The organism is Thauera linaloolentis 47Lol = DSM 12138 (assembly GCF_000310205.1).
Lineage (GTDB): Bacteria > Pseudomonadota > Gammaproteobacteria > Burkholderiales > Rhodocyclaceae > Thauera > Thauera linaloolentis.
The window spans coordinates 22,315-37,351 of the sequence record NZ_AMXE01000034.1 but is presented as its reverse complement, the minus strand read 5'-3'; the positions used below and the strand labels follow the sequence as shown (position 1 = coordinate 37,351).

Sequence of the window (15,037 nt, the reverse complement as noted above, 5' to 3'; positions counted from 1 at the left end):
CATCGGGCCCATTTACGGCCGAAAGCCTCTCGCAGACCAGCAACAACCTCTGAAAAAACAAAACCCCCGAAAAACGGGGGTTCGTCAGCAGTCTGAGGGGCGCAAAGCGCCCCTTTTTTCTGGTCCCCGGTTCGGGAAATACTCAGGCCGAGAACGACGAGCCGCAGCCGCAGGTGCTGGTAGCGTTCGGGTTGCGAATCACGAACTGTGACCCCTCGAGCCCCTCGGTGTAGTCGATCTCCGCACCAACGAGGTACTGATAGCTCATCGAATCGATCAAGAGCATCACACCATTCTTCTCGTAGGTCGTATCGTCCTCGTTCACCTCCTCGTCAAAGGTGAAACCGTACTGGAAACCCGAACAACCGCCGCCACTGACGAACACGCGCAACTTCAGTTCGGGATTGCCCTCCTCCTCGATCAGTTCGCGCACCTTGTCGGCTGCGCTGTCGGTAAAGACAAGGATGTCGGGGGTTGCGACTTCTGCGCTCATGATTTCTCCTCTGTAGGGTATGCGGCGGATGATGCTTCATCCGCTCTGCAATCGTCAAAGTCTCGGATCGTGTTGCATGCCCGAGGTTCCCCTCAGGGACTGACCGGGACGATGTCCAGTCCGGCCTCTTCGTCGAAACCGAACATGATGTTGAGGTTCTGCACGGCCTGCCCGGCAGCCCCCTTGACCAGATTATCGATGACCGACAACACGACGACCGTATCGCCGCCCTGCGGGCGATGAACGGCAATGCGACACAGGTTCGAGGCGCGCACCGAACGCGTTTCGGGATGACTGCCCGCAGGCATCACATCGACGAAGGCCTCTCCGGCATAGCGCTTCTCGAACAAGGCCTGCAGGTCCGGCAGCTCGATTCCCGGCTTGATTCGGCCATACAGCGTGGCATGAATGCCGCGGATCATCGGCGTCAGATGCGGCACGAAAGTCAGCCCCACGGTCCGGCCCGCCGCAAGCGACAAGCCCTGGCGAATCTCCGGCAAGTGGCGGTGTCCCGCCACGCCATAGGCCTTGAAACTATCGGCCGCCTCCGGCAGCAGCGTATGCACCTCCGCCTTGCGCCCCGCGCCGGACACGCCGGACTTGGCATCGGCGATCAGATGATCGGCGTCGATCACGCCCGCTTCGACCAAGGGCAGGAAACCGAGCTGAACAGCTGTCGGATAGCACCCGGGATTGGCCAGAACACGCGCGTTGCGGATCTGCTCGCGATTCACCTCAGGCAAGCCATACACCGCCTCGGCGACAAGTGCGGGCGCCGCATGCTCCATGCCGTACCACTTCTGCCACTCAGCCACATCGCGGATACGGAAATCGGCAGCCAGATCGATCACTCGCACGCCGGCCGCAACGAGTTCGGCCGCCTGCTTCATCGCAATCCCGTTCGGCGTAGCGAAGAACACCGCGTCACACTTCTCGAGTTGGGCATCCTGAGGAGTAACGAACTTCAGATCGACACGACGGCGCAGGCTCGGAAACATCTCGGCCACTGGCATGCCAGCCTCGCCGCGCGACGTGATCGCGGTCAATTCGACCTGCGGATGGCGCGAAAGCAGACGCAACAACTCCACGCCCGTGTAACCGGTACCGCCGACAACACCAACCTTGATCATCTCGTTTCCTCTTTGCAATCAGGACCTGACCGCGATTATCGCACCCCGAACGCGCCGGCCACAGTGAAGAAGTGATGACGATGCAACATCACTCGACCGCCGCGGCGCCCAGGACACCTCTCGCAGAGCCCACCACCCTCCGCCACGGCTCTCGAGGAGGCGCGGCGCCAGCGCAAAGCAAAAAGCCGCCCCGCGGGACGGCTTTCGTACGCAACCGGAAGCGATCAGCGCTTCGAGAACTGCTTGGCGCGACGGGCCTTGCGTAGACCGACCTTCTTGCGCTCGACTTCGCGGGCATCGCGCGTAACGAATCCAGCAGCGCGCAATTCACCCTTCAGTTCGGCATTGTAGTCGACCAGCGCGCGGGTAATGCCATGACGCACAGCACCCGCCTGGCCGGACTCGCCACCGCCCGTCACGTTCACCAGGATGTCGAACTTGCCTTCGTTGCCGGTCAGCACCAGCGGCTGGCGCACGACCATGCGGCCGGTCTCGCGCGAGAAGAACTCATCCACCGGCTTGCCGTTGACAATGATGCTGCCGGTACCCGGCTTGATGAACACACGGGCAACCGCAGTCTTGCGGCGGCCGGTTCCGTAGTTGTAAGTCACAGCCATTTAATCGGCTCCTGTCAGATCTCGAGAAGTTGCGGCTGCTGAGCGGTATGCGGATGCGACGGACCCGCGTAGCACTTCAGCTTCTTCAGCATGGCGTAGCCCAGCGGGCCCTTCGGCAGCATGCCCTTCACCGCCTTTTCGAGCACGCGCTCGGGGAAGCGCTGCTGGAGCTTGGTGAAGTTGGTTTCGTAGATACCGCCCGGATAGCCCGAGTGGCGGTAGTACTTCTTGTCCTGCGCCTTGTTGCCGGTCACGCGCAGCTTTTCGACGTTGACGACGACGATGAAGTCGCCCGTATCAACGTGGGGGGTGTAAATGGCCTTGTGCTTGCCGCGCAGACGGCGAGCGACTTCGGCGGCAAGACGGCCAAGCACCTTGTCCGTGCCGTCGACAACGAACCAGTCGCGCTTGACCTCGTGCGGCTTGGCAGAAAACGTCTTCATGTAAAACCTCGATTTTTGTCAGGCCGGATATGCAGGCCGTCAAACGGAAAGCTCGCAATCTTACTGAGATCACCACTTGCGTGTCAATCATTAAGACGCACACAAGTAGAACAAGCAAAAAAAACGCAGTCCGCTAGGACTGCGTTAAATCCACACCAAAGGAGGAGGGTGGAGGAGACACCATTTGGATCGGCGCGTCGTTGTTGCCGCGTCAGCGATCCGACTGGGTTGCATTATCCAGAGCCAGCCATCCTCGCGCAAGAACAATTTGTGCATCGCACTATAAATGTTTTGATTTTTCGATAAACCTCGCTTATCGACATTCAAAACATTGTTATATATGTGAATTTCTTCCTCTAAAGATCGGGATGCACGGCATGCCTGACCGCCAGCCACACCGCCCCAGAGCGTTTTTTGTGCACCGCATGAATACGGTGCCGTACTGACCATCCGCTCAGTCGCGAAACCCTCATCCCGAAAACACCGCCCGATCGCGGCAGCGGGCTCTCCGGTAGAATCCGCGGCATGCCCCGGGCAGCCCCAGCGCCCTAGAACAGGAGAGACGACACATGGAATGCACCATCAGATGGTCCGACGGCATGAGCTTCATCGCCGAAACCGGCTCCGGCCACCTCGTTGCGATGGATGGCGCCCCGGACGCCGGCGGGCGCAACCTCGCGCCACGGCCAATGGAATTGATGCTGGCAGGCGCGGGCGGCTGCACGGCCTTTGACGTGGTGCTCATCCTCAAGCGCGGCCGCCACGACGTGCGCGGCTGCAGCGTCCGCCTGGAAGCCGAACGCGCGGATACCGATCCGAAGGTGTTCACCCGCATCCGCTTCATCTACACCGTGACGGGGCGCAACTTGAAGCGCGAGGCGGTGGAGCGTGCGATCCACCTGTCGGCGGAAAAATACTGCTCGGCCTCGATCATGCTCGGCAAGACCGCCGAAATCATCCACGAGTGCGAGATCGCCGAGGCCGACTGAGCCGCCTCCTGCGATGCCAGGACGAGGGGGCTTCCAGGCCCCCTCCGCCCTCCACCGCAGAACCGATCAGATACGGTAGGTCAGCGTTGTCATCACCTTCGACGCCAGCTTCATCGCGCCCTTGATCGGCACCGGCAATTCATGCGCCCCCAGCTTGACCGCGGTCTCCGCATGCTCGGCCTCATCGGTCTTCATCTGCTCGACGACCGCGCGCGATTTCAGGTCGTCCGCGGGAAGCATGTCGAGATGCTCTTTCAGATGGCGTTCGACCTGGCGCTCGGTTTCGGCCAGGAAGCCCAGATTCCAGCCATCGCCAAAGCGGCCGGCAAACAACCCGATAGCCAGCGCGCCGCCGTACCACAGTGGATTCAACAGACTCTTGCGCCCTCCGAGCTCTGCAATGCGGCGCTCTGTCCACGCGAGGTGTTCGGTTTCCTCCTGCGAAGCCTGGCGCAGCGCATCGCGGATCGACGGATCCCTCGACATCATCGCCTGCCCTTGATACAGGGCCTGCGCGCAGATTTCGCCGACATGGTTGATCCGCATCAACGCGGCGGCATGGCGGCGTTCGGCATCGTCCAATTCAGCCTCGGGCAGTTCCTCGCCCGGAATCTGGCGGATGCTTCGCGCCGGTGCGAAAACGGTGCGCAGCGCCTTGTCGAATTCGATGATGGCGTTGTCGATCATTATCGGACTCCGTAGGTTTTCGCTGGATCGAGTGGCGCGCGCAGCAGGCGCAAGGCATGCTCGCGGTCGCGCGGCGCAGCCGGGCCATCGCAGAAATGCTCGTTTGCCAGCGCTGCACGCGGACGATTGTAGGCGTTGTCGCGGATCGGCTGCCACGTGCTGTTCTTCATCGGCGTCCATTCGCCGTTCCGTCGCCCGCTGGCATAGATCCGCCGCTCGCCCGTGGCACAGCGCAGGCCTTCGAAGGTGATGTTCTCCGCACCGCCAGGCGTGCGCACAACCAAGGTGTAGCGGACGACACGGTCCTCGCTGACGCTGACGCTCCCCTCATCGACGAAGAAGCTGTTCGACGATACGCTGCCACTGGAGAAAGCGCGCAGGCGCGACTCCTCGACCGCCGGCGGCATCACCACCTCGGCCTCCTTCCAGTCGGGATCGTCCTCCAACAGCAGGCCACCTGACACGCTGCCGGAAACCAATGCGAGGGCGACGAGCCCCCCGCCTATGAAGCGTCGTGCGCTGAGATTCAATCGCGGGGTCTCCAGGAGAATGGATGTTTCATCGCCGGCCGATCAACGCTGCGAAACGCCAAGGGCCACCGTCACGGGCGTTTCGGGCTCGGGCAGGCGGTAGCTGTCGGGCAACTCGAACGCACGCGAGCGAAACAGGACGCGGGCCAGTTCGACCAGCGCCATCTGGTACACCTGCCGCTTGAACTCGATCACCGCGTCCAGCGGCACCCAATAATTGCTCCATCGCCAGGCATCGAATTCCGGGTGCGAGCTCGCGCGCAGGCAGACGTCCGAATCACGCCCCACCAAGCGCAACAGAAACCAGATCTGCTTCTGTCCGCGATAGGTGTTGCGCCATTCGCGCCGTATCCAGTGCCGTGGCACCTCGTAGCGCAGCCAGCCCCGCGTGCGGCCGAGGATCTTGACATGCTCTGGACGCAATCCGACTTCCTCGAACAACTCCCGGTACATGGCCTGCTCCGGCGATTCGCCGTGCTTGATGCCGCCTTGCGGAAACTGCCAGGAATGTTCGCGGATGCGCTTGCCCCAGAAAACCTCGTTGCGCGCGTTTACCAGAATGATGCCGACGTTCGGGCGAAAGCCTTCACGATCAAGCATGACTAACCTTCAAATTCGGTTTATTGGCGCCGATTTTTTCACACTTGGGGGCCGTTTGAAAGCGCACCACCGCTGTGCATCCTTTCCCCCGACCCCGATCCGGCCCTGCGGAGGCCATGCCTTGCGCTAGAATCCCGCGCTCGACAACGCCTTTCTACGCAGAAGACTCTCATGCGCGCCAGCCAGTTCCATCTCTCCACCCTCAAGGAAGCCCCGTCCGACGCCGAAGTCGTCAGCCAGCAACTGATGCTGCGCGCAGGCATGATCCGCAAGGCCGCGGCCGGCATCTACAGCTACATGCCGATGGGCCTGCGTTCGATCCGCAAGGTCGAAACGATCATCCGCGAGGAAATGAACCGCGCCGGCGCCATGGAGCTGGTCATGCCGCTGGTGCAGCCCGCCGAGTTGTGGCAGGAAACCGGTCGTTGGGACAAGATGGGGCCGGAGATGCTGCGCCTGAAGGACCGCCACGAACGCGACTTCGCACTGCAACCGACCTCGGAAGAAGTCGTCACCGACATCGCGCGCCAGGAACTGAAGAGCTACCGCCAGCTACCGCGCAACTTCTACCAGATCCAGACCAAGTTCCGCGACGAGCGCCGCCCCCGCTTCGGCGTCATGCGCGGACGCGAATTCACGATGAAGGACGCCTACTCCTTCGACCGCAGCGAAGAAGCCGCCGGCCGCAGCTATGAGCTCATGTTCGCCGCCTACACCCGCATCTTCGACCGCCTCGGCCTCGAGTACCGGGCCGTGGCGGCCGACACGGGCGCCATCGGCGGCGACCGTTCGCACGAGTTCCAGGTCATCGCCGACACGGGCGAGGACGCCATCGTCTACTGCCCCGGCTCCGGCTACGCAGCCAACATCGAACTGGCCGAAGCCGTGTCGCTGCTGGCAGGCCGTGGCAAGGCGAGGCAGGCGCTGGAGAAAACCCCGACCCCCGGCAAGGCCACCTGCGAGGACGTCGCCGCCCTGCTCGGCGTACCGCTCGACACCACCGTGAAATCGCTGGTGCTGGCCACCGACGACGTCGACGAACGGGGCCAACCGGCCGGCGCCACCATCTGGCTGCTGCTGGTCCGCGGCGACCACGCCCTGAACGAGGTCAAGGCCGGCAAGCTGGAAGGCCTGAAGGCCGGCTTCCGCTTCGCCACCGAGGCGGAAATCGCCGAGCATTTCGGCTGCAGACCGGGATATCTGGGCCCGATCGGGCTGAAAAAACCGGTCAAGATCATTGCCGACCGCACGGTCGCCGACATGGCCGATTTCATCTGCGGCGCCAACGAAGCCGATTTCCATTTCACCGGCGTCAACTGGGGCCGCGACCTGCCCGAACCGGACCTCGTCGCCGACATCCGCAATGTCGTCGAAGGCAACCCCTCGCCCGACGGCAAGGGCGTGCTCGCCATCCAGCGCGGCATCGAGGTCGGCCACGTGTTCTACCTCGGCACCCGCTACTCCAAGGCGATGAACGCCACCTTCCTCGACGAGGACGGCAAACCCAAGCACTTCGAGATGGGCTGCTACGGCATCGGCGTGACCCGCATCCTGGGCGCGGCCATCGAGCAGAACCACGACGCCCGCGGCATCATCTGGCCGACGGCGATCGCCCCCTTCGAGGTGGTGATCTGCCCGGTGGGCTGGGGCAAGTCGGAGGCGGTGCGCGACGAAGCGCAGAAACTCTACGGCGCGCTGCTCGCGCAGGGCGTCGACGTCATCCTCGACGACCGCGACGAACGTCCCGGCGTGATGTTCGCCGACTGGGAACTGATCGGGGTGCCGCACCGCGTCACCATCGGCGACCGCGGGCTCAAGGAAGGCCTGGTCGAACACCAAGGCCGCCGCGATGCAGAAGCCGGCAAGCTCGCCGTCGCCGACATCGCCGCCCACGTGCTGGGCATGCTCGGCAAGGCCTGACGGCCATGCGCCGCCCTCCGGCACTGCTCCGCTGCACCGCCGCGCTGCTGTTCGCGCTGGCGGGCGACGCGGCGCTGGCGGGCGCACAACAATACGAGCCCCTGGCGGCGAGCGTGCGCGCGGCACTGCACGAAGCGGTGAGCGATGCCGCAGCGCCGATGCTGCCCATCCCCGATGCGGGCGAACGCGCGCAGTGGCTGGCGGAGATGTCGCGCCGGCTGCAGAAGCGCATCCCCGACGCCAGCTACCGCAACGAGCTGCTCACCAGCATCCACTACGAAGCCACCCGCGCCGGACTGGACCCGCAACTGGTGCTCGGCCTGATCCAGGTCGAAAGCAACTTCCGCAAATATGCGATCTCGTCGGCCGGCGCGCGCGGCTACATGCAGGTGATGCCGTTCTGGCTCAAGGTCATGGAGCGCCCGGACGACAACCTCTTCCACCTGCGCACCAACCTGCGCTACGGCTGCACGATCCTGCGCCATTACCTCGACATCGAGAAAGGCAACCTCTTCCGCGCGCTCGGACGCTACAACGGCAGCCTGGGCAAAGCGGAGTATCCGAACCTGGTGCGCGCGGCGTGGGAGAAGCACTGGAACTGGCGGCCGCAGCAACTGGCGGCCGGCGCCACCACCACCCCGCCGCCGGATTGAAGGAGACCGGACAGCGAGCCCGCGGCGGGGCTGCCGTCCTGCGCTCAGCCGGCTACGGCAGCAAGCGGGGGTTTGCTGTCGGCCGCGCGGCTCTCCGCCGTGCGCATGCTCTCCTTGCCCCCCGCCCTGGCGAGCGATTGCACGTCCCCCGATACCTCGCCCCCTTCCTCGATCAGGATCTTGCCATAGCGGATCTTGCCGCTCACCCGGCCAGTGGCATGGATGATCAGTTGCTGGCGCGCCGTCAGTTCGCCTTCGAAACGGCCATGGATCTCGGCGACATCGATGCCGACCGTGCCTTCATAGGCGCCGTTCTCGGCGATGCGGATGACGCGGCTATCCATCGTCGCCTCGACGCGGCCTTCCACGACCAGCGTGTCGCAATCGAGTATCTCCGCCCCCTTCAGCTTGACGTCGGGCCCGACAATCAGCCGGCTGCCGCCACTGGCCCCGGCATCCGCCGGCACGGGCTGCTTCGCCACCTCCGCGGCGGCTTGCACGGAATCCCTGGCATCCCGCACGAGCGACGATTCGGCGGACAGGCCCGCCGCGGATGAGACGCTGCCGCCAACGCCCGTTGCAGGCCGCGCGGGCACGGTACGCTGGCTGACGGGTTCGGCGGATTTCGGGAACAGACTCGGCTTGTTGAACATGGATTCTCCTTGGGCTTGACTCCGACCGTCCGGCACGGTCGCGAGGACATTTCGCAAAGACCACTCGCAAGAGCCATGCCTTAAATTACTTTCCTACGCAATATCATAGACTTGCATACACCTCCCCGCATCCGGACCGACGGCATGGCAGCAAGCGGCAGCCGGAAATGTCGCCAAGGCCCGACAGATATCCGGTAGATTTCCCGAACCGGTTGTTATCGCTGCTTTTTTCCGTGTCGCGACAGCACGACAGTCCACGGCAGCCGTAACCTGGGCTTGCACTTGCATATGCCGTCGGCTCTGCCGCTCACCTAGAATCACGGGGGTTGCCCCCGTCGCCGTGTGCCTTCATGTCGCGTCCGTCATTCAGTTCAACCCTGCTCGCAAGCTTCCTGCTGATCGTCGCCATCCTGGGGGCAGCCGCCATCAGCGGCTGGCTGGGGCTCGAGAGCTTCGCCCGCGACAGCCGCAATAGCGCAACGGCCTCGCTCGCACTCAGCAGCGGCATGCAGCGGCTCGCCGAACGCACCGTCGACCTCGAGCGCGGCGCGCGCCAGTACCTGGTGTACGAGGAAAGCTCCTTCCTTGAACGCTTCCACGGCGCCAGGGCCGAAACCCTTTCCGCCCTGGCCGAGATCGAGAACCGGCTGCCCGGCATCGCCCCCCTTGCCGCGCAATGGCGCCAGCAGGCCGAGGCGGCCGAGGCGGCCGTGGCCGGACATGCCGCCGCGGCGGACGCCTCACAGCGCAACGAGGCCGCAGCCGCGGCACTTGCCGCGCTCGCCCGGATCAATGACAGCCTGGCGCAGGAAGTCCGTGGACACATCATGACCCGCAATCACGAACTGCTCGACGCCCTGGACCAGCGCCGCGAACGGCTGACGGGCCATATCCTCGCTGCGCTCGCGCTCGCCATCACCCTCGCCGGGCTCACCGGCTGGTGGCTGCTGCGCCCCCTGCGCCGCATCGAGCAAAGCATCGCCGACATCGGCGAGAGCCGCCTCGGCCAGCCCATCGGCATCGACGGCCCCGCAGACCTGCGCCGCGTCGGCAAGCAGCTCGACTGGCTGCGCCTGCGCCTCGGCGAGCTGGAAGCCAACCGCAATCGGGTACTGCGCCATGTCTCCCACGAACTGAAGACACCGCTCGCCTCCCTGCGCGAAGGTGTGTCCCTGCTGGCAGACGGCGTGCTCGGGCGGCTCACCCCCGAGCAGCAGGAGGTCGCGGCCATCCTCGAACACAACACGCGGGCGCTGCAGGAACGCATCGAGCAGTTGCTGCACTACAACGCGATCCAGTTCGATGCCCGCCGCCTCGACCTGCATCCGAGCGCGCTGCTGCCGATGGTGCGCGAAGTCGCCGGCGAACTGCAGTTGCAGGCCCAGGCACGCGACGTCACCGTCGATATCGCAGGCGACGCCCCGCTCGTGCGCGCTGACACCGGCAAGCTCCGCATCGCGCTTTCGAATCTCATCGCCAACGCGATCGGCTTCAGCCCGGCCGGCAGTTGCGTGCGCATCGAACTGTCGACACAGGACGAGAAGGTGGTCATCGACTGTATCGACGACGGCCCCGGCATCCGGCCGGAAGAGTCCGAACGCATCTTCGAACCCTTCTTCCAGGGCAGCCACCCCGACCAGCGCGCGGCCAAGGGCACGGGCCTCGGCCTGGCCATCGTGCGGGAATTCATTGCCGCCCATCATGGCAAGGTCTCCGCGCTCCCGACCGAACGTGGCGCCCATTTTCGAGTCGAACTCCCCCATGCGACCTGAACCTCACCGCAGCTCCAAGCCTCTCGCCCTCGTACTCGCATTGCTTTGCGCAACAGTAGCAACGGGTTGCGCCTCCCTGCCGGACACCGATGCCGGCGAAAGCGGAGCAGCCCCCCATGCCGATGCAGGCCCGCCGGCACGCAACGCTGCCGCCGAAACGCTGCAAGCCGCAATCGGCGCCGCCAGGCCCCGCCAGTCCAACCTGCCGCGCGCGCGCAACCTGCTCCAGGGCCTGCTTTCGGCCGAAGACCCCGATTCGCTCGCCCTGCAACCCTATGCACGCGCGCTGCTCGAGCAGATCCAGGAACGCCAGCGGCTCGCCGGGCTCAACGACCGTCTCGGCCAGCAACTCGAACGCAGCGCGGCAGCCCTGAAGGACAGCGAGCAGCGCAACGAATCGCTGCAGCGCAAACTCGACGCCCTGGTCGAGATAGAACGCAGCCTGGCCCCCCCCGCGCTCCAGCCGTCGGCGCCGCGCACGCTGCCGCAGTGAGCCGGCGCCCATATCCGGCCACGGAGGCAGGCACCGCCGCACAACACCTGCTGGTCATCGATGATGATGCCGATCTGCTGCGGCTCCTGTCGATGCGCCTGAAGGCGAGCGGCTACCGTGTCACGACGGCGGCGTCTGCCGAAGCCGCGCGCACACGGCTCGGCGTCGAACGCTTCGATCTCGTGCTCAGCGACGTGCGCCTGCCCGACGGCGACGGCCTCGCGCTGTTCGACGAAATCCGCCAGCAGCACCCGGCGCTGCCCGTCATCCTGTTTACCGCCCACGGCACGATTCCGGATGCCGTCGAAGCCACCTCGCGCGGCGTCGCCGGCTACCTGACCAAACCTTTCGACAGCCAGGCGCTGCTGGCCCGCATCGCCCATACCCTGCAACTCGGCAAGCCCGCGCCCGCCGCTAGCCACGCCACCGACGAGAGCTGGCGCGCGGACCTCATCAGCCACAGCACGCGCATGCACACGCTGCTCGACGAAGCCAGGCTCGTCGCCGCGTCGGACGCCAGCGTGCTGATCCGCGGCGACAGCGGCACCGGCAAGGAACTGCTCGCACGCGCCATCCACCGCGCCAGCCCGCGCGCCGCGGCGCCCTTCGTCGCGATCAACTGCGGCGCGATACCGGAACCCCTGCTCGAATCGGAACTGTTCGGCCATGTGCGCGGCGCCTTCACCGGCGCCACCAGCCACCACACCGGCCTGGTACAGGCCGCGCACGGCGGCACGCTGCTCCTCGACGAAATCGGCGACATGCCGCCTTCGCTGCAGGTCAAGCTGCTGCGCGTGCTGCAGGAACGCGCGGTACGCCCGGTGGGCGCCACCCGCGCCGAGCCGGTCGACCTGCGCATCCTGTCCGCTACCCATCGCGACCTCGACGCGGCCCTGGCCAATGGCCAGTTCCGCGAAGACCTGTACTACCGCATCAACGTCGTCAGCCTGGAACTGCCCACGCTCGGCGAACGCCGCGAAGACATCCCGCTGCTGGCAGAACACTTCCTGCGCCGGCTCGCGCGCAAGTACGGAAAGGAACTGGGCGGTTTCGCCCCCGACGCGCTCGAAGCCCTGGCCACCGCGAAATGGCCCGGCAACGTGCGCCAGCTGCAGAACGTGGTCGAACAGGTCTGTGCGCTGGCCACGACGCCGCTGATCCCGCGCACCCTGGTCGAGCGCGCGCTGCGCGTGCAGCCCATCGAAGCGCTCGGCTACGCCGAGGCCAAACGCCGCTTCGAGCGAAACTACCTGATACAGCTCCTGAAACTGACAGCGGGTAATGTTTCGGACGCTGCACGGCTGGCCGAACGCAACCGCACCGAGTTCTACCGCCTGCTGCAGCGCCACGGCCTGACGCCCGACCTGTTCCGCGGCGGCAGCCCGGATGTCGAACGCTGAAGCCCCCCAAGGAGCCGGACATGATCACACGCCAGACCATCGCCACCCTCATCACCACCACCGCCCTGGCCTACGCCATCTGCACCCCGGCCCAGGCCGCCAGCCTGCTACCGATCGTGGAGATCGACGTGCCGAGCAACTGCAGCGGCGACAAGCACGACACCAGCGGCACCGGGGACAAGGGCAGCAAGCCGGTCCAGAGCTGATTCGGACGGGGGCGAGGACACGCGCCCCCGCCCCGCCTGCCTGACGATCAGGCGGTGCCGCCCACCGTCAGCCCGTCGATGCGCAGCGTCGGTTGGCCGACGCCCACCGGCACGCTCTGGCCGTCCTTGCCGCAGGTGCCGACGCCGGGGTCGAGCCGCATGTCGTTGCCGATCAGCTTCACCTTGGTCAGCGCGTCCGGGCCGTTGCCGATCAGCGTCGCGCCCTTAACCGGGCGCGTCACCTTGCCGTCCTCGATCAAGTAGGCCTCGGCGGTGGAAAACACGAACTTACCCGACGTGATGTCCACCTGCCCACCGCCGAAGTTCGCCGCGTACAAACCCTTCTTCACCGACTTGATGATCTCTTCCGGGTCCTTGTCGCCGTTCAGCATGTAGGTGTTCGTCATGCGCGGCAGCGGCAGATGGGCGAAGGACTCGCGCCGGCCGTTGCCGGTCGGCGCCATGCCCATCAGGCGGGCGTTCATCATGTCCTGCATGTAGCCGGTGAGGATGCCGTCCTCGATCAGCACCGTGCGCTGGGTCGGGTTGCCCTCGTCGTCGATCGACAGCGAGCCGCGGCGGTCGGGCAGCGTGCCGTCATCGACCACGGTGACGCCCCGGGCCGCCACCTGCTGGCCGATGCGGCCGGAAAAGGCCGAACTGCCCTTGCGGTTGAAATCCCCTTCCAGCCCGTGGCCGATCGCCTCGTGCAGCAGGATGCCCGGCCAGCCCGGCCCCAGCACGACCGGCATCGACCCCGCCGGCGCCGGATCGGCGCCGAGGTTGACGCGCGCCTGGTGCACGGCCGCATGGGCATAATCGTGCAGGCGATCATCGCAGAAATAACCATAATCGTAGCGTCCGCCGCCGCCGCCGCTACCCTGCTCGCGGCGCCCGTCCTCTTCCATGATCACGGTGATCGACACCCGCACCAGCGGACGCACGTCGGCTGCGAGATGGCCGTCGCTGCGTGCCACCATCACCACTTCCCAGGTGCCGGCGATGTGCGCCATGACCTGGGTGACGCGCGGGTCTTCGGCGCGGGCGAAGCTTTCCAGCCGCTCCAGCAGCCTGACCTTGGCCGTATCGTCGAGCGAGTCGAGCGGATCGTCGGCGCGGTACAGGCGCATCTTGAGCTTGTGCGGCACGATGTCCACGCGCCGGCGCTCGCCCGCGGCGGCGATCGCGCGAGTGGCGGTGGCCGCATCCAGCAGCGCGTCGAGCGAGATGTCGTCCGAATAGGCGAAGGCCGTCTTCTCGCCGCTGATCGCGCGCACGCCCACGCCCTGCTCGATGTCGAAACTGCCCGACTTGACGATGCCTTCCTCCAGGCTCCAGGCTTCAGAACGCTGGTACTGGAAATACAGGTCGGCAAAGTCGATGTCGTGCCGCATCAGCTTGCGGAAGGTCTTCTCGATTTCCGCCTCGCCCAGGCCGTGGGGTGACAACAGGTAGCGGTCGGCGGTTTTCAGCGGGTTCTGGCTCTTGCTCATGCTTGATCCTTGGGTGCAGTGCCGGGTTGGACCGGCCGGGCGCCGAAACGATCGGCGCCCCGTTCGGTTCGGGGTATTCAGCGGGGCTCAGTCGAGGCAGCGGTGGCGCATCGCCGGCAAGCTTTCGCGCACACCGGCGATACGCGCCGGGTCGATATCCGCCAACACCACGCCGGGGCCTTCCTCGCGGCAGGCGAGCACTTCGCCCCAGGGGTCGATGACCATGGTGTGGCCCCAGGTGACGCGCCCGCTCGGATGGCGGCCGCCCTGGGCCGGCGCCATCACGTAGCACTGGTTCTCGATCGCGCGCGCGCGCAGCAGCACTTCCCAGTGCGCGCGGCCGGTCGTATGGGTGAAGGCCGCCGGCAGCACGATCAGGTCGACCTCGCCCATCGCGCGGAAAAGCTCGGGAAAGCGCAGGTCGTAGCACACCGACAGTCCGACGCGCCCGAGCGGCGAATCGAAAGCGCACACGGCAGCACCCGGCTCGATCGTCGCCGCCTCGTCGTAGCGCTCGCCGCCGCGCTGGAAGCCGAACAGGTGGATCTTGTCGTAGCGCGCCACACGCCTGCCGGCATCGTCATAGACCAGGGTGCTGTTGCGCACCTTGTCGTCGGCCTCGGCCGCCAGCGGAACGGTGCCCCCCACCAGCCAGACCCCGTGCCGGCTCGCCAGCCCGGCGAGGAAGTCCTGCAGCGGCCCGGCGCCATCGGCCTCGCGGATGCGCACCTTGGCCTGCTCGTCGGCCGTGATCAGCGGGAAGTACTCCGGCAGCGCCACCAGGCGTGCCCCCGCGGCGGCGGCCTCGGCCACCAGGCCGGCGGCGACTTCGAGGTTGTGCCCGACATCGGGACCGGACACGGTCTGGATGGCGGCGACGCGCGTGCTGCCGGGCGCGGATGGGGAAGAAGCGGGGGATGTGGCTTGCGATGTGCTCATGCAGGGCTTCGGAGAGATC

The 15,037-nt window shown here is 65.9% G+C and carries 17 protein-coding genes; 7 read left to right on the top strand and 10 right to left on the bottom strand.

All coding sequences use genetic code 11. The features are described from left to right. Positions 1-142: 142 nt before the first annotated feature. The 4 genes from erpA to rplM all read right to left on the bottom strand — a co-directional run bounded on the left by erpA (position 143) and on the right by rplM (position 2,683). Complete coding sequence (erpA, locus tag C666_RS10470; RefSeq protein ID WP_004338136.1) at positions 143-493, bottom strand: iron-sulfur cluster insertion protein ErpA; 351 nt, start codon at positions 491-493, stop codon at positions 143-145. 92 nt (positions 494-585) lie between these two features. Beyond that, a complete protein-coding gene (gene argC / locus C666_RS10465; RefSeq protein WP_004338135.1) occupies positions 586-1,623 on the bottom strand; it encodes an N-acetyl-gamma-glutamyl-phosphate reductase in 1,038 nt (345 codons plus the stop codon). Positions 1,624-1,847: 224 nt separating this feature from the next. After that, complete coding sequence (rpsI, locus tag C666_RS10460) at positions 1,848-2,240, bottom strand: 30S ribosomal protein S9 (protein ID WP_004338134.1); 393 nt, start codon at positions 2,238-2,240, stop codon at positions 1,848-1,850. Between the two features lie 14 nt (positions 2,241-2,254). Beyond that, on the bottom strand, positions 2,255-2,683 hold the full coding sequence (gene rplM / locus C666_RS10455) for a 50S ribosomal protein L13 (RefSeq protein ID WP_004338133.1): 429 nt from the start codon (positions 2,681-2,683) through the stop codon (positions 2,255-2,257). 569 nt (positions 2,684-3,252) lie between these two features. Here rplM and C666_RS10450 point away from each other — a divergent pair. Beyond that, the gene (locus C666_RS10450) at positions 3,253-3,672 is read left to right on the top strand and encodes an OsmC family protein (RefSeq protein ID WP_004338132.1); all 420 of its coding nucleotides are present in this window, start codon (positions 3,253-3,255) and stop codon (positions 3,670-3,672) included. Between the two features lie 66 nt (positions 3,673-3,738). Here C666_RS10450 and coq7 read toward each other — a convergent pair whose 3' ends face one another. From coq7 to C666_RS10435, 3 genes are read right to left on the bottom strand one after another with little or no spacing between them, the layout of a single operon-like run. After that, a complete protein-coding gene (gene coq7, locus C666_RS10445) occupies positions 3,739-4,359 on the bottom strand; it encodes a 2-polyprenyl-3-methyl-6-methoxy-1,4-benzoquinone monooxygenase (RefSeq protein ID WP_004338131.1) in 621 nt (206 codons plus the stop codon). Next, complete coding sequence (locus C666_RS10440) at positions 4,359-4,889, bottom strand: CNP1-like family protein (protein ID WP_004338130.1); 531 nt, start codon at positions 4,887-4,889, stop codon at positions 4,359-4,361. Before C666_RS10440 ends, coq7 begins: the two co-directional genes overlap by 1 nt. A 42-nt stretch (positions 4,890-4,931) precedes the next feature. Further along, positions 4,932-5,489, bottom strand: a complete 558-nt coding sequence (locus C666_RS10435) for an RNA pyrophosphohydrolase (protein ID WP_004338129.1) — start codon at positions 5,487-5,489, stop codon at positions 4,932-4,934. 171 nt (positions 5,490-5,660) lie between these two features. Between C666_RS10435 and C666_RS10430 the strand changes: the two genes are divergently transcribed. Further along, positions 5,661-7,409, top strand: a complete 1,749-nt coding sequence (locus C666_RS10430; RefSeq protein WP_004338126.1) for a proline--tRNA ligase — start codon at positions 5,661-5,663, stop codon at positions 7,407-7,409. A gap of 5 nt (positions 7,410-7,414) precedes the next feature. Continuing rightward, the gene (locus C666_RS10425) at positions 7,415-8,062 is read left to right on the top strand and encodes a lytic transglycosylase domain-containing protein (RefSeq protein WP_004338124.1); all 648 of its coding nucleotides are present in this window, start codon (positions 7,415-7,417) and stop codon (positions 8,060-8,062) included. 44 nt (positions 8,063-8,106) lie between these two features. On the opposite strand, the gene C666_RS10420 is transcribed toward C666_RS10425, so the two are convergent. Further along, positions 8,107-8,715, bottom strand: coding sequence for a bactofilin family protein (locus C666_RS10420; protein WP_004338122.1), 609 nt, complete (start codon positions 8,713-8,715; stop codon positions 8,107-8,109). Positions 8,716-9,065: 350 nt separating this feature from the next. Between C666_RS10420 and C666_RS10415 the strand changes: the two genes are divergently transcribed. The 4 genes from C666_RS10415 to C666_RS10400 are packed head-to-tail and all read left to right on the top strand — an operon-like array spanning position 9,066 to position 12,586. Continuing rightward, positions 9,066-10,487, top strand: coding sequence for a sensor histidine kinase (locus tag C666_RS10415; protein WP_004338120.1), 1,422 nt, complete (start codon positions 9,066-9,068; stop codon positions 10,485-10,487). Beyond that, positions 10,477-10,980: a hypothetical protein gene (locus C666_RS20720; RefSeq protein ID WP_162173259.1), complete on the top strand. Its 504-nt coding sequence runs from the start codon at positions 10,477-10,479 to the stop codon at positions 10,978-10,980. The genes C666_RS10415 and C666_RS20720 overlap by 11 nt, the downstream gene beginning before the upstream one ends. After that, positions 10,977-12,380, top strand: a complete 1,404-nt coding sequence (locus tag C666_RS10405) for a sigma 54-interacting transcriptional regulator (RefSeq protein ID WP_004338117.1) — start codon at positions 10,977-10,979, stop codon at positions 12,378-12,380. The genes C666_RS20720 and C666_RS10405 overlap by 4 nt, the downstream gene beginning before the upstream one ends. A 20-nt stretch (positions 12,381-12,400) precedes the next feature. Then, a complete protein-coding gene (locus C666_RS10400) occupies positions 12,401-12,586 on the top strand; it encodes a hypothetical protein (protein WP_004338115.1) in 186 nt (61 codons plus the stop codon). A gap of 47 nt (positions 12,587-12,633) precedes the next feature. Here C666_RS10400 and tldD read toward each other — a convergent pair whose 3' ends face one another. Both tldD and C666_RS10390 read right to left on the bottom strand, forming a co-directional pair. Continuing rightward, on the bottom strand, positions 12,634-14,079 hold the full coding sequence (tldD, locus tag C666_RS10395; protein WP_004338114.1) for a metalloprotease TldD: 1,446 nt from the start codon (positions 14,077-14,079) through the stop codon (positions 12,634-12,636). A gap of 87 nt (positions 14,080-14,166) precedes the next feature. Continuing rightward, positions 14,167-15,018 carry a carbon-nitrogen hydrolase family protein gene (locus C666_RS10390; protein ID WP_004338113.1) on the bottom strand — a complete coding sequence of 284 codons (852 nt, stop codon included), beginning with the start codon at positions 15,016-15,018 and terminating at the stop codon, positions 14,167-14,169. Between the last annotated feature and the right edge of the window lie 19 nt (positions 15,019-15,037).

Coding starts and splice junctions, on each gene's coding strand:
- erpA (WP_004338136.1), bottom strand. CDS start 493: ATGAGCGCAGAAGTCGCAACCCCCGACATCCTTGTCTTTACCGACAGC.
- argC (WP_004338135.1), bottom strand. CDS start 1,623: ATGATCAAGGTTGGTGTTGTCGGCGGTACCGGTTACACGGGCGTGGAG.
- rpsI (WP_004338134.1), bottom strand. CDS start 2,240: ATGGCTGTGACTTACAACTACGGAACCGGCCGCCGCAAGACTGCGGTT.
- rplM (WP_004338133.1), bottom strand. CDS start 2,683: ATGAAGACGTTTTCTGCCAAGCCGCACGAGGTCAAGCGCGACTGGTTC.
- C666_RS10450 (WP_004338132.1), top strand. CDS start 3,253: ATGGAATGCACCATCAGATGGTCCGACGGCATGAGCTTCATCGCCGAA.
- coq7 (WP_004338131.1), bottom strand. CDS start 4,359: ATGATCGACAACGCCATCATCGAATTCGACAAGGCGCTGCGCACCGTT.
- C666_RS10435 (WP_004338129.1), bottom strand. CDS start 5,489: ATGCTTGATCGTGAAGGCTTTCGCCCGAACGTCGGCATCATTCTGGTA.
- C666_RS10430 (WP_004338126.1), top strand. CDS start 5,661: ATGCGCGCCAGCCAGTTCCATCTCTCCACCCTCAAGGAAGCCCCGTCC.
- C666_RS10425 (WP_004338124.1), top strand. CDS start 7,415: ATGCGCCGCCCTCCGGCACTGCTCCGCTGCACCGCCGCGCTGCTGTTC.
- C666_RS10420 (WP_004338122.1), bottom strand. CDS start 8,715: ATGTTCAACAAGCCGAGTCTGTTCCCGAAATCCGCCGAACCCGTCAGC.
- C666_RS10415 (WP_004338120.1), top strand. CDS start 9,066: ATGTCGCGTCCGTCATTCAGTTCAACCCTGCTCGCAAGCTTCCTGCTG.
- C666_RS20720 (WP_162173259.1), top strand. CDS start 10,477: ATGCGACCTGAACCTCACCGCAGCTCCAAGCCTCTCGCCCTCGTACTC.
- C666_RS10400 (WP_004338115.1), top strand. CDS start 12,401: ATGATCACACGCCAGACCATCGCCACCCTCATCACCACCACCGCCCTG.
- tldD (WP_004338114.1), bottom strand. CDS start 14,079: ATGAGCAAGAGCCAGAACCCGCTGAAAACCGCCGACCGCTACCTGTTG.
- C666_RS10390 (WP_004338113.1), bottom strand. CDS start 15,018: ATGAGCACATCGCAAGCCACATCCCCCGCTTCTTCCCCATCCGCGCCC.